The sequence below is a fragment of the Crateriforma spongiae genome, assembly GCF_012290005.1.
In the GTDB taxonomy this organism is placed as follows: domain Bacteria; phylum Planctomycetota; class Planctomycetia; order Pirellulales; family Pirellulaceae; genus Crateriforma; species Crateriforma spongiae.
The window spans coordinates 65,677-80,124 of sequence record NZ_JAAXMS010000005.1; the positions used below are offsets into that span (position 1 = coordinate 65,677).

Consider the following 14,448-nt stretch of genomic DNA (forward strand, 5'->3'; position numbering starts at 1 on the left):
CTCGTTGCGGCACGTTCGATTGTGCCACACCGAATCGATCGTCCGGCCCATCGTCCAACTGAATGCCCGTTTTCCACTTCTCCCACGAACGATAGATCAACATGGCCGCAACGGTTTATTACGACAACGATGCCGACCTGTCCCATTTGAAGGGCAAGAAGATTGCCATCTTGGGATACGGTTCCCAAGGTCACGCCCAAGCTCAAAACCTGCGTGACAGCGGCTGTGACGTTGTCATCGGTCAGCGTCCCGGTTCGGCCAACTATGACTTGGCCGTTTCGCATGGATTCAAGCCGATGTCGATCGCCGATGCGACCAAAGCGGCCGACGTGATCAACATCTTGTTGCCCGATGAAGTCCAAGGCGACATCTATCGCGATTCGATTCGCGATAATCTGACCGAAGGCAACATCCTGATGTGCAGCCACGGTTTCAACATTCACTTCGGCCAAATCGTGCCGCCCGCCGGCATCGATACCATGCTGGTCGCCCCCAAGGGCCCCGGGCACTTGGTCCGCAGCGAATACGAAAAGGGTGGCGGTGTCCCCGCCCTGTTGGCCCTGGGTGATGGTGCCAGCGATGAAACCAAGCAAATCGGTTTGGCCTACGCCAAAGGCATCGGCGGCACCCGCGGTGGTGTGATCCAAACCACGTTCGCCGAAGAAACCGAGACCGACTTGTTCGGTGAACAGGTGGTGTTGTGTGGCGGCGTCAGCGAACTGGTCAAAGCCGGTTTTGATACGCTGGTCGAAGCCGGTTACCAGCCGGAAATGGCCTACTTCGAATGCATGCACGAGCTGAAACTGATCGTCGATCTGTTGTACGAAGGCGGGCTCAGCTACATGCGTTACAGTATCAGCAACACTGCTGAATACGGTGACTACAGCACCGGACCTCGCATCATCACCGACGAAACCAAAGCGGAGATGAAGAAGGTCTTGCTGGAAATCCAAAACGGCACCTTCGCACGCAACTGGATCTTGGAGAACCGTGGCGGTGCTCCGTTCTTCAAGGCCACTCGTCGCCGTGAACGCCAGCACGGCGTTGAACAAGTCGGCAAGGGTTTGCGTCGAATGATGAACTGGATCGACGAAAAGGAAGTCGACTGACTTTCCGTCGTTCCGTCGCCTTTTCCCCAACGGGTGGACCGTGAACGAACCGATTCGAGATGAAAACACCGAAGACGACGCCATCATCGGCGTCGCCCTACGTCGGTCGGTCTTGATCATCGGTCTGCTGGCGATCGCCGGCGGTTTGATGTGGTTGGTGTTTGCGGAATCCCCGGAACCGCCCAAGCCGCAAGTCTTTGAAACGGTCAACCCGGAACTGCGTCAACAGGCGTCCGACCTGCCCACGCTGACGATGACCGACGTCAGCGATTCCGCCGGCGTCGATTTTTTGCATCACACCGGCCGCGCCGGTGAAAAATTGTTGCCCGAAACGATGGGCAGCGGTGTGGCCGTGTTCGATTTTAATGGCGACGGCCACCAGGATCTTTTCTGGGTCAACGGTGACGATTGGCCCTGGTCCGAATCGCCCTCCGATCCGCCGCCGACGTGCCGTTTGTTTCAAGGCGACGGCGAAGGCAACTTCACCGATGTTTCGGACGACCAGGGCGCGGCGTTGAAGCTGTACGGGATGGGCGTGGCCACGGCCGATTTCGACAACGACGGTGACGCGGATCTGTTCGTCAGTGCGGTCGGAAAAAATCGTCTGCTACGCAACGACGATGGTCGCTTTGTGGAAATTACCGATGCCGCCGGTGTCGCCGGCGCCGATGATGCGTGGAGCACCAGTTGCGGGTTCTTTGATTTCGACCGCGACGGCTACTTGGACTTGTTTGTTTGCAACTACGTGGCGTGGGATCGCGATTCGGATCTGTCCCAGAACTTTACGCTTGATGGGATCAATCGGGCGTACGGTCCTCCGCGGGCGTTCAACGGCACGTTCAGCTATCTGTATCGCAACAACGGCGATGGGACCTTTGCCGACGTCTCACAGGCCGCGGGAATACAGATTCGCAATCCCGATACGGATGTGCCGCTGGGTAAAGCGATGGGGCTGGCACCGGTCGATGTCAACGATGATGGTTGGATCGACATCATCGTCGCCAACGACACCGTGCGGAACTTTCTGTTCGAAAACCAGGGCGATGGCACGTTTGTCGAAGTCGGGCAATTATGTGGCATCGCCTATGACCGCAGCGGCAATGCACGCGGTGCGATGGGTATTGATTGCAGCCGTTTCCGAAGCGACGGAACCTTGGCGGTGGGCATCGGTAACTTTGCCAATGAGGCCAGTGCGCTTTACATGACACGGCCTGGTCGAGATCAGTTTGTCGATGCGGCGATGTTCACCGGATTTGGCCCGCCCACCCGGCAAGGCTTGACGTTCGGCCTGTTCTTCTTTGATGCGGATCTTGACGGTCGGCCCGATGTTCTGGGTGCCAACGGGCACCTGGAGGATGACATTGCCAAGACACAGTCGACCCAACGATACCATCAGCCGCCGCAGTTGTTTTGGAACGCGGGCCCCGATGCGGGAACCGAACTGGTTCTGACATCAGCCGAACAAACGGGCGACGGATTTCAACAGCCGATCGTCGGACGCGGCGCCGCCTATGGTGATTTCGATGACGACGGCGATCCCGACGTGGTGATTTCCACCAGCGGTGGACCGGCGCGTGTTTTTCGAAACGACCAACAGACCGGTCATCACTTCTTGAAGGTGCGGCTGATCGGAAAGGAAAGCAACCGTGATGCGATCGGTGCGAACGTGACTCTGACGTCGGCCGATGCGGTCGTGTCCCAGACGGTGATGCCGACCCGCAGTTACCTTAGCCAGTGCCAAAAGGAATTGATCTTTGGGCTCGGCGAAGTCGATGAAGTCGATTCCATTCGTGTTGCCTGGCCCAGTGGTAACGTGGAAGCGTTTGACGTCGATGCAGTGGATTCGACCGTTGTCTTTCGCGAAGGCGACGGGCAGGCGGTCGGCGATCCCGAAGACTGATGCAGTCTATAACGGGCCGCCGGAGCCCGCTTTGGTGATCAATTCCAGTAGATCGCCGATATCACGATGCGCCTCAATCGGGTGGCGCAGCGGTTGGTCGGTGATGACGTGGTAATGGTTTTGGCGGCCGACTTTTTCACGCCGCAGAAACCCCTCTTCTTCCAATTCTTGGACGATCCGCTGGACCGCGCGTTCGGTGATCCCGACCCGAACGGCGACTTCGCGTAGCACCAAATCGGGTTGTCCGTGCAAAACGATCAGCACGTGCGCGTGATTCGTCAGGAACGTCCACCGGTGCGTCGTCGGTATCGGATCCACCGCGGGCACCGTTGGGGGGAGCGTCGCTGGGGAAGTGGTTCGCGATCGATTGGGGGTACTTTTGGCCACGTCGATTCCTGTTTCTGTCACCCAAGAAAAGCACCGATCGCGACGTCGCGGCCGTGTCGCGCAGTCGGCAAACCGCGATTGTACCAAAGAAGCGAAAAATAATTCGCGAACAATCTGACGCCTTTTTCCCGCGAAATGCCGGAAATTTGAGCCAAATCGAGACCCGCGGGCAAGAAAAATGAAACTCAAAACGCGACTGCGAATTGACGAAAAGAATGTCGTGCTTTAGTCTTCGCGAAAACTGAAGCGTGAGAAAGGTTGCGTTTTTACTGATTTCTGTGTTTCCGGAGAGTGTCCCGTGGTCGAACCCATTTGGTTGCCTGTCGTGGCGACGTCGGTGTTGCCCCTGTTTTTGGTGGCTCTTGCTTTGTTGCCCGACCGTCGGGCCAATCACTGGGCGACCGGAGTTTCGCGTCTGGTCACCAACGCGTTGGCCGTGCAGTGGCTGGTCAGCGTGCTGGCGTTCGCGTGGGTCGGTTGGAATCGCTGGCTGGATCCACAAACCGGCGTCTCACAGTGGTCCACCGGCGATGCGTTTCGCTTTCTGCCCTTCACGTCGCTTCTGCGTTTGGACGGTTTGGCGGCGATCATGCTGGTGTTGATCTCCACTCTGGCAGTGGTGATTGCACGATACAGCCTTCGTTATCTGGACGGTGAGGCCGCCCAGGGGCGTTTCTTTCGCTGGATCGCAGTGGCGACCGGATCGGTCAGCTTGTTGGTGCTGTCCAGCAACCTGGCGTTGTTCATCCTGTTTTGGGTGGCCACCAGCCTGTCGCTTCACCAGTTGTTGGTTCACTATCGTCACCGGCCCGCGGCCGGAATTGCCGCCTGGAAGAAGTTCTTCATCAGTCGGTTGGGTGATCTCTGTTTGATCATCGCCGCAGTCCTGTTGTGGCAGAATTTCGGCACCCTGGATTTCCAAGCGATGTTCGCGTCGACCGCGGATGCAATCGGTTCGGCGGGCGTTGAAACTCCGGTGCAAGTCGCCGTTTGGCTATTGATCGCCGGTGCCGCGACCAAGTCGGCCCAAGTACCGTTCCACACTTGGTTACCACAAACCATGGAAACGCCGACGCCGGTTTCGGCCCTGATGCACGGCGGGATCGTCAACGCGGGCGGTTATCTGATCATTCGAACCAGCCCCATTGTTTCGCAGGTGCCTGCGGCTTTGGCGACCCTGGCAATGGTGGGGTTGGTGACCGCGGTCTTCGCCGCCCTGGTGATGATGACGCAAACCAATATCAAGCGAAAGTTGGCGTATTCGACGATCGCACAGATGGGATTCATGATGTTGCAATGCGGCTTGGGCGCCTTCGGTGTCGCTCTGCTGCACTTGATCGCCCATTCGGTTTTCAAGGCCAACGCATTTTTGGCCAGCGGTGAATTGCCTCGATTCGATTTGGTTGACGACAAGACCGGGAAATCCACCGGCGCATCCCATGCAGCGGATCAGGCCGGTGATTCATCGGTCTCGCCCGTGTTTGCCAGGCCTTTGGTTTCCTTTGCCATCATTGCGTCACAGGTCGCTTTGATTCTGACGTTGCTAAGCGTTTTCGGTTTCGATCCGTTGCACAAACCCGGTGGGATCGTTCTCGCCTGCGTCATGTCTATATCACTGTTTGCATTGTCGATGCCCCGGTTGTCGATGTCTCAAAGCACGTCGTCAGGATTCGGACCGACGGAAACACAGGCGGGCGTGATGCGTTGGGGCCAACGTCTTGTCGGTCGCTCACACGCGGGACTGCCCAGTCACCGAGCGATCGCCGCTCGGGTGGTGCTGATGGTGGCGGCCTACGTCGCCGCTTTAACGTTTGTCGTGTTCATCGCGTCAACCGATTTATCGCACGCCGCCATGGCTCCGGTGCAATGGTCTGTCGGTGTGGTGGCCATCCTTGCCTTTGTCGGCTTGGCTTGGATCCAGCGACAGGTCATGTGGGGAGACGGTCAGCGCTGGTTGGCTCTTTACGTTCACGTTCGAAATGGCTTTTACGTCGATGCTTGGTTGCGTCGTCGGATCCGACTGCTTCCGCACGAATGATCGATTCGCCCGTCGTAAACCCTTGAAATCACACACAACACACACTGGTGTTCGTCCCAGGAGACTTATTGATGTCGCAAGCTGATCCTGCCCAGCAATCCGGAATAAGCGTCGCAACGGAAGCCACAACACGGCTGCATCCCGCCGAACAGTTTCGGGATTTGGTCCAACGCATCTTTGACGTGATCGCGCCCGTATGGCCTTTGGATGACTATGTCGCGGTCAATCCGTACGTCGGGATATCGGAACGACGTTTTCTGAACGCCCGGGGGTTTCTGCGAGTGTTTTCAGAGTCCGAAACACTCATGCCGCTTCAGTATTACGCGGACCAGTTTCGTGACGGCCAAGTCGGGCGCCAGGCCATCGCCGACGCTTTGGACGAATTGCGAACCGACGGTGTCGACGACGATACACCGTGGTCGGTGGACGAACTGATCGAAAAGCTTCGGTCGGTTCCACCGCGACCCGCCGATGCGGACGCGGCGGACCGGATTGACATTCCGCTGTCCATTCCCAACCCCGACCGACGCGTGCGCAGCATGTCCGAGTTGTTGGATCGGCAAATGGGCACGGATTACGAGCGGACCGTCATTGACGAAATCGGCAAGCATGTTTCGGCGTTTTACGATCGCGGGACATCATTGTGGTCGATGCCATGTCGAAACCTGACGTTGTATCAATCGTGGCACAGCTTAGCGCGAATCGATCGCACGGTCGAAGTGCTTGGGGTGAAGGATTTTCGCGAGTTCGTTTCGTTGCTTCCGCCGTCGCCCAAGGCCGCAATCGTCCATTGTTTGAAGCATCTGCGGGTTCCCCAACGGTGGTGGGAAACCTATTTGCTGTGCTTGGTCTTTCAAATGCCGGGTTGGTACGGTTGGGTGAAATTCCAGTCGCAACAGTATGGTCACGCGGGTGAACCCGATGAACTGATCGATTTGTTGGCGATTCATTTGGCCTACGAAGCCGCTGTCGCAGATTCCGAATCTTATCGCGTCAGCTGGGACAACATTGCGGACGACCGAGTCGGACGTTTCGCGGCATCGGTCCATGAATCGCTAGAAGAGGTCAAGCTGCGGTATCTGATGCTGCGGGCGACGGAATTGTCATTCCAGCGGGAACTGCTTGGACGGCTTGCATTGACCGGGCACTCGTCATCGCCGGTGAACCAACACGGTCAGACGGACTCGAATTTACGGCAAGCCGACAGCAACCAAGCTGTTCCGAAACAGGATGAAACTCCCATCGCACAGATCGCGTTTTGTATTGACGTACGAAGCGAACGACTTCGTCGCCACCTTGAGTCCAGCAATGCTCAGGTGCAAACGCTTGGATTTGCCGGGTTCTTCGGAATGCCGATCGACTACGTGCCGCTGGATTCCGAAGCCGCCAAGCCACAGGTTCCGTTCGTGCTGAAGCCATCACTGCGGGTCTTCGAAGGTCATCGCGGTGCGAATGCCGACGAATTGGCTCGGCAAAGGCATGTGGCGATTCAACAGCGAAAGAATCAATCGTGGCTGACCGGGTTGAAAGACACGGCACTGGGCGGATTCGCTTTTGTCGAATCACTGGGGCTTTCGTTTTTGCCGAAGCTGTTTGGGCGCACTGTGTCGCCAACGCTGCAGCCGAAGCGGGGCTCGCAATCGCACGCAGCCTGTGGGACCGAACCGGTGGCCCCAATGTCCGATCTAGACACCGCATGCCAACAAGCATGGATCGATGCGGCCGAAGGGTTAATTCGGGGGCTGGGATTGGTCGGCAAACCGATCAGCGATTTGTTGATCTTGTGCGGACATGAAAGTCACACGACGAACAATCCGGTTGCCGCGACGTTGCAGTGCGGTGCTTGCGGTGGGCATTCAGGCGAAGTGAACGCCAGGGTGGCGGCGGCGTTACTGAATCGACCTGATGTTCGTGAGGCTCTCAGCGAACGTGGCGTGTCAATTCCGTCCTCCACCGTCGTGCTGGCGGCGGTCCACGAAACGACCACCGATCACATTCGTCTGGTCGATGCCGATTCAATCCCTTCGCAACTGCAGTCGCAGTTCAGTGAGGTGAAGGATGCCATCGAAGTCGCATGCCGGGCGACTCGGCGTGAACGACAGATAACCTGGCGGGAACCGGGGGCGGACGGTGATTCGTTCCGGCGTTCGCTGGATTGGGGCGAAGTGCGACCCGAATGGGGCTTGGCCGGGAATGCCGCGATCGTGTTTGGACCACGCGAACGAACTCGGTCGGCGGACCTGAACGGTCGTGTCTTCCTGCACGAATACGACGCCGAAAGCGACCCGGATGGCGAACTGTTAAACAATTTGGTGGCCGGTCCGCTGGTGGTCGCGCACAGCATCAACATGCAGTACTACGCCTCAGTCGTGGACAATCGACATTTCGGAAGCGGCAACAAGACTGTCCACAACGTCGTCGGTGGCTTTGGCGTACAGTCAGGCAACGGTGGCGATTTGATGAACGGTTTGGCTTGGCAGTCATTGCACAATGGCAGCCGATACGCCCATGAACCCTTGCGACTGTTGGCTGTGTTCTATGCTTCGCGATCGTTGGTCGATCGGGTGTTGGCATCCCACGATAACGTCCGCACCTGGGTCGAGAATCGGTGGCTGAACTTGGTCGCGATCGAAGGGCAGCATTCGTTCCGTTTGTCGGACAACGGACAGTGGGTCGAGGTCGCCTTGGACGTTGTCGCCTGAGGTCCAAAAATCCAATTCGGACAATCCTTCGCAGGGAACAAGGTGGATGTTAGTCTGCCAGATGCAGTATCTGCTCCACCTTGATTTCAATGCGATCGAATGACCGAAGCACTGATACACGACCTGATGATCATTTTGGCGGCCGGGTTGGCCGCCGGACTGCTGTGTCGGTTGTTGAATGTGTCCGTGCTGGTCGGCTATCTGTTGGTCGGCGTCTTGCTTGGCCCCGGTGTCACAGGCTGGGTCGTCGACGAACGAGCAGAGTTGGCACACATCGCCGAAGGCGGCGTGTTTCTGTTGTTGTTCACCATCGGTTTAGAGTTTTCGCTCGGCGACCTTCGTCGTTTGGGGCGAAACTTGTTGGTCGGCGGATCGGTCCAAATGCTGTTGGTGGGCGGACCAATTTCGGCATGGCTGATCGCCAACGGCCAAGACTGGCGTTCGGCGGTTTTGGTGGCTTCGGCGTTGGCATTCAGTTCGACGGTGCTGGTTTTCAAAGCCCTTTCGGAATGGGGCCAAGCGCATCGTCCGCCGGGTCGTCGCGCGATCGGTATCCTGCTTTTTCAGGACGCGGCACTAGTGCCATTGCTGCTTTTGGTGCCGCTGTTGACCGGTGACGGCGAAGCCGTTCGATTCGGACAGTACATTCTGTTGGCAACAATGTCCGTCGGGTTTCTGGCGATGGTGGTCGCGATGCGATACGTCATCGGCCAGTGGTTGATCCCGACGTTGGCAAGATACCGAAGCCCCGAGTTGGTGATTTTGTTCACGATCGTGGTTTTGGGGGCGGTGACCTGGGCCGCACACTTGGTCGGTCTGCCTCCGGCGGTTGGTGCGTTCGCGGCCGGATTGATTTTCAACGGAAACCGGTGGTCTCGTCAGATCGACGCCCTGGTCTTGCCATTTCGCGAAACATTCTCGGCCGTGTTTTTTATTGGCTTGGGGATGATATTGGACCCAGCCCTATTGGCCCGTGAACCCTGGGGAATGTTGATCGCCTTCGTGGCTTTGGTGCTTGTCAAAGCCGTTGCCGCGACCGTCGCACTGCGGTTGACGGGGTTGGCGATTCGACCCGCGATCGGCATGGGAATCGGTCTAGCGCATGTGGGGGAATTCGCTTTCGTGCTCGCGCTGTTGGGATACGAATCGGGGGTCGTCAGCCACGCGGCCTATGAGAAGATCGTGGCCTTGGCCGTTGGCACACTGTTGTTGACACCACCGCTGATGAAGCTCGGCTTTCGCTGGACACGTGATGAAACGGAGACGGACGGCGGTCAGGTCACGGACGTGGCGCCCCGCCGTGAAAGCCATCGCGTGGCTGTGATTGGTGCCGGGCCCATTGGTCGGCAGGTCGCATCGCAGTGGGAAATCGAGGGCAAAGATGTTTGCGTGGTTGACTTGAGTCAAATCAATTTGCACGCATTTGCCCAGGAAGGGTTTCGCACCGTTTGTGGCGATGCGACGGAAGCACAAACATTGCAATTTGCCGAAGTGGATCGTTGCTTTGCGGTTGCCGTTTGCGTGCCGGTCGATGCCGTTGCGATTCGCACCGTACGCAAAATTCGTCAATTGAATCGACAGGCGTTGATCGTTGTCCGGTGCCGGTATCAAGCAACGTTGCCAAAGCTGAAATCTGTCGGTGCCGATCATGTGGTCAGCGAGGAAGCGGAGGCGTCAATTGCCTTGACCCGGTTCCTTGCGACCGCCGGTGCAAAGCCTGCCGACGAATCAAACGAACGTCCACAAAACGCTTGAAGTCGGGGAATGAAGAAAGCCGCTGCGTGAGTCCTTGGCGGAAACGAGCAGCGGCTTTGCGTTTGCCATTCGTTTTGATTGCGGCAATGGGATGATTCACCACCGCAGTCAAAGATGCGATTTAGGGGGCCGTGACTTCCGCTCCTGCAAAATCGCCGGCCAAGGCGATGATCATCTTTTCAGGATCAATGTGGTTTCGAATCGCTTGATTGACCTGTTCCAAGCTGGCTTCGGCAATCTGTTGTTCGTAGCGAGCCTGGTGCTCCATCGTTCGGTCATAGAACAGGTTGTTGCCCAGCAGAACGGCCAGATTTCGATCTTGCGTTCGGCCCACGCGTTGTTTTTGCAGATAGGCGTTCTTCGCTCTTTGCAATTCATCCTCTGTCACACCGTTTTCCCTTAGGTCATTGATAACCTCAGTGATCACTTCCACGATCTTCTCGCGGTTCATGGGATTCGTGATTGCGTACAACGTCAGGCTGACAAGGTCGTCTTTCGCATAGGCGGTCAATCCGGTTCCCACGCCATACGACAGGCCTTCTTGCTGTCGGACACGATCGCCCAGCCGACTGCTCAGCCCGCTGCTACCCAAGATAAAGTTGCCCAAGACCAACGCAGCGTATTCGTCCGAAGTATCGGACAACGCATACTGCTGGCCACCGTACAACACAGCGTTTTCCTTGTCGGGGGTTTCGATGATCGGGCGAAGTGCACTGTCAAGCACAATCGTCGACCGTCCGATTCGTTCGTACGGTTGGTCACTTCTCCAGTCGGTCAAGAACGAAGAAAACCCGTTGATGATCTCTTCAGGCTCAAAGTCTCCGACGGCAATCAATTGGCCAGCCTGATTGCCCAGGAATTCGTTGTACAAGTCACGGATCTCATCGATCGTCACCGATTCGTACATGGCAATTTCTTCTTCGAGTGTTTGCACATACCGAATGTTTGATGGATCGTCCGGTGACAAAGCACGTTGCACGGCTCTTGCGGCTTGTGATCCGGGATCGTTCATGTTTTGTTCCAGGCTCGTCAAGATCTGACGCCGGATGACTTCCAATTCGTCGGAGTCAAAACGTGGATGGCGGACCAAGTCGCCGATCAAGGCGATGACTTCTGGGACGAACTCGCGTTTGGTTTGGACTTGAACATTTAATTGACCAATCTGGCTGAACATGGAGAGTTCAGCACGCAGTCGAGTCAGTTCGTCCTGGAGTTCTTGGTAATCAAGCTTCTCGGTGCCTCGGGCCATCGCCAGCCCCAGCAATTCCACCGCACCACGTCGTTCGTTTAAGGTTTGTCCCGTCCCAAAACGCAATCGAAGTTGCAGGACGACCGATTCTCCTCGTGTCTTTTTGGGCAGCAGTGCGTATTCAATGCCGCCAGTCAATTCACCCTGTTGCACCCGAGCCTGGATGGCCAAAGGATCCGGATCGAATTGTTCTCCCTGGGATACGGCTTCGCGGCCTTTGTAACCATCTAGCACGGTCGCCAAGTCCGGAGATTCCGGGATGGTGACCCGCTGTACTTCATCGGTCGGAATGAACAAACCGACGGTACGGTTGTCGCGGATGAAATACCTTTGCGCGACCTGTTGGACTTGATCAACGGTCAGCTTTTCCAGGTTGTCGCGGAACAGGAAGTACAGTCGCCAGTCGCCTTGAGCGGCCCAGTCGCTGAGAGCGACCGCGATCCGGTCGCTGTCGGCGGCTTGCAATTCACGTTGTTTTAGAAGGTTTTGAACGGCACGGTCCAGTTCCGCTTCTGTGACGGGCGATTCTGTGAATGAGCGTTCCATCACCTCGATCAACTTCAAACGAGCCTCCTCGATTGATTGATCCTTGGGGACCTCGGCAAGGACTTTGAATAGGCCCGGTTCGTACAGCCCGTTCACCATGGCGTAGACGTTGCTGGCCAATTCCGTTTCGACCAGAGATTTGTACAGCCGTCCTGAGGGTTCATCGCCCAGGATGTACTGCAGTGCGGCGACGGCGGCGTAATCCTGGTGGCTGCCGGCGGGGACATGGTAGGAGGAACCAACCCATTGGACATCACCCACGCGGCGTAGGACGACGGTTCTTTCGCCGTCTTGGGCGGGTTCAACGGTGTAGGTGTCGTCGATCGGCGACTCGGGAACTTGTAGTTTGCCGAATGTCTCTTGCAGCATCTCGATCGCGGTATCCGGATCAAACTTGCCGGCGACGACAACCATGATGTTATCGGGGCGATAGAACTTTCGATAAAAGCGGCGAAGACGAACGACCGGGACTCGTTCAATGTCACTGCGGTTTCCGATTGTCGTTTTGCCGTAGTTATGCCACTCATAGGCAGCCGATTGCATGCGTTGCATTAGCACGCGGACGGGCGAATTTTCGCCTTGCTCAAACTCGCTTCGCACCACGGTCATTTCGCTTTCCAAGTCTTCGCCACGAATGAGGCTGTTGACCAAGCGATCCGATTCCAACTTCAGAGCGAATTCCAAGTTCTCGTCACTGGCGGGCAGCGTTTCGTAGTAGTTGGTTCGGTCTAGCCATGTCGTGCCGTTGAATCGAGCGCCACGATCTTGAAGCGACTTTGGAACGTTGGGGTGCGTTGGAGTGCCCTTGAACAGCATGTGTTCCAGAAGGTGTGCCATGCCGGCTTCGCCATAGCCTTCGTGCCGCGATCCGACGAACACCGTCATGTTAACGGTCACCACTTCCTTGGAGGGGTCCGGGAAGAGCAAGACTTTAACGCCGTTGTCCATCCGGTACTCGGTGATGCCCTCGATTTCAGTGACTTTCATGATCGATGCTTCGTCTTGGTTCGGCGAACTATTGCCGGAGGATTGGGCGGTCTGATTGGGAGCCGCATCGGTGTCTTGGGCATCCGCGGGCAACGACAGGCAAATCATGCAGGCAAAGAAAGCCGCCAAAAAGGTCCCGGTGATGGGTAGGGAACTATGTTTGCGGATTCGCAAAAGAGCGGACGGAGAATGATTCCTTGGGCGACCAAGATTAGCAATGGCCGTGAAATTCATCGATTGATTCCTTTTTTCGATCAGGTGAAATCGCGTCTGCGGCAGTGTAGCGTTTTTCACACCTCACAACTCAGATTCAAAAGGTGCCACCCACCTATAGATTCAAAAGGTGCCACCCACCTATTGTTCAATTTCTTCGTATTCGATACGCTTTGGTTTTCGTGTTTGTGGGAGGAGTGATCGTGCCACGTGCAAAGCGTACGGAACAGTTCGTTGCTCAAGAGGTGTGTGTGGTCCACGTGGTTCAACGCTGCGTTCGCCGAGCATTCTTGGCTGGCGTTGACCCGGTGAGTGGATGCGATTTTTCGTATCGAAAGGAATGGATCCGCAGGCGTATGGAGGCATTGGCTTCCGCTTTCGGGATCGACGTTCTGTCTTACGCGATCATGAGCAACCATTTGCATCTGATTTTGCGTAATCGCCCTGATGTCGTGGCTGCTTGGACGGATGAACAAGCGGCGATTCGTTGGCTGAAGGTTTTTCCGGGCCGGCGACTGGAAGAGCACCTTGGAGAACCTACGGAGGCGGATGTGCAGCGGTTGTGTCGGGATAAGCCAAGGCTGGAGGAAATACGCAACCGGTTGTCTGATATTTCTTGGTTCATGCGTGCTCTGGCCGAACCCATTGCGCGGATGGCAAATCGTCAGGACGACTGTACTGGACGATTTTGGGAGGGGCGATTCAAGGCACAACGGATTGTTGATGAAGCGGGACTGTTAGCGTGCAGCATGTATGTGGATTTGAATCCAGTTCGGGCCGCGGTCGGTGATTCGCCGGACTCCGTTACACATACTTCGGCCTATGATCGAATCGAAGCAGCAAAGGGAAAGCAAATCACTTCCGCAGCCTTTGATTTGCAACCGGTTTCTGTCAGTGATGCGAGTAAGCAGTCGCTGGAAGTTCCCACCGATAAGCGGCGTCGAGTAAAGAAGGCTAAGCAGCATTCGTCATCCGGTCGGCGGATCCGGCGGGACGCTTGGCTGGCAAATCTGTCGCTTGATGCCGGCAAGCTTTCCAGTGATCCGGAGGTGCATCGCGAAGGACTGCGGTGCAGCGACCGCGGCTATCTCAATGTTTCCTTGCGAGAATACATGCGACTGCTGCGGTGGACGGCAAGTGTGGGACGCGAGTCCATGCGAGGGCAGCAAGCGGTTCCCAGAGATGTTGCTCGAGTACTGCGGAATCGCGGTATTGAAGCGGAAATGTGGTCCGAATTGGTTTGGAATTGGCAACGATACTTTGGGCGTTCTGGATGTGCGGGGAGCCCGGCAGCGATGAAGGCCGATGCAGAGAAATCTGGAAGGCGATGGCATCGCGGTCAGGGTGCTGTTGCTGCGTTCTTTAGCTGAACCACCCCGTTCGAGTAGCCTTCGCGATCTTTCACCTTGTAGCTTCGGGTGGCGTTGCGCGCCGGGCGAGACATTGGCGGTTGATGTCGCTTCTTGAGTGGGAATTGGTGGTCGCGAAACGGCCGGTGCATCTGTTGAGCAGGTGGTCAGCGACGGGATAGGGCCGATCGCTGCTGATTTGGGTGTGTAGAA

General features: G+C 56.7%; 8 protein-coding genes. 6 read left to right on the forward strand and 2 right to left on the reverse strand.

What is annotated here, in order from left to right; translation table 11 throughout:
* Positions 1 to 101: 101 nt before the first annotated feature.
* Both ilvC and HFP54_RS14390 read left to right on the forward strand, forming a co-directional pair.
* A complete protein-coding gene (gene ilvC, locus HFP54_RS14385) occupies positions 102 to 1,109 on the forward strand; it encodes a ketol-acid reductoisomerase (protein WP_146413041.1) in 1,008 nt (335 codons plus the stop codon).
* Between the two features lie 40 nt (positions 1,110 to 1,149).
* A complete protein-coding gene (locus tag HFP54_RS14390; protein ID WP_315853896.1) occupies positions 1,150 to 3,009 on the forward strand; it encodes a CRTAC1 family protein in 1,860 nt (619 codons plus the stop codon).
* Positions 3,010 to 3,015: 6 nt separating this feature from the next.
* On the opposite strand, the gene HFP54_RS25645 is transcribed toward HFP54_RS14390, so the two are convergent.
* Positions 3,016 to 3,417, reverse strand: a complete 402-nt coding sequence (locus tag HFP54_RS25645; protein WP_168565675.1) for a helix-turn-helix transcriptional regulator — start codon at positions 3,415 to 3,417, stop codon at positions 3,016 to 3,018.
* A 277-nt stretch (positions 3,418 to 3,694) separates the two neighbouring features.
* Between HFP54_RS25645 and HFP54_RS14400 the strand changes: the two genes are divergently transcribed.
* From HFP54_RS14400 to HFP54_RS14410, 3 genes are all read left to right on the forward strand, one after another.
* Entirely contained in the window at positions 3,695 to 5,434 is a 1,740-nt protein-coding gene (locus tag HFP54_RS14400) for a proton-conducting transporter transmembrane domain-containing protein (protein ID WP_168565676.1), read from the forward strand.
* A gap of 71 nt (positions 5,435 to 5,505) precedes the next feature.
* Positions 5,506 to 8,136, forward strand: a complete 2,631-nt coding sequence (locus HFP54_RS14405; protein WP_168565677.1) for a YbcC family protein — start codon at positions 5,506 to 5,508, stop codon at positions 8,134 to 8,136.
* A 99-nt stretch (positions 8,137 to 8,235) separates the two neighbouring features.
* A complete protein-coding gene (locus HFP54_RS14410) occupies positions 8,236 to 9,891 on the forward strand; it encodes a cation:proton antiporter domain-containing protein (protein WP_146413044.1) in 1,656 nt (551 codons plus the stop codon).
* A gap of 121 nt (positions 9,892 to 10,012) precedes the next feature.
* Here HFP54_RS14410 and HFP54_RS14415 read toward each other — a convergent pair whose 3' ends face one another.
* Positions 10,013 to 12,781 (reverse strand): M16 family metallopeptidase, encoded by a 2,769-nt coding sequence (locus tag HFP54_RS14415; RefSeq protein WP_168565957.1) that lies wholly within the window; start codon positions 12,779 to 12,781, stop codon positions 10,013 to 10,015.
* 308 nt (positions 12,782 to 13,089) lie between these two features.
* On the opposite strand from HFP54_RS14415, the gene HFP54_RS14420 reads away from it, so the two are divergent.
* Positions 13,090 to 14,256 (forward strand): transposase, encoded by a 1,167-nt coding sequence (locus HFP54_RS14420; RefSeq protein WP_168565678.1) that lies wholly within the window; start codon positions 13,090 to 13,092, stop codon positions 14,254 to 14,256.
* The last annotated feature ends 192 nt before the right edge of the window (positions 14,257 to 14,448 follow it).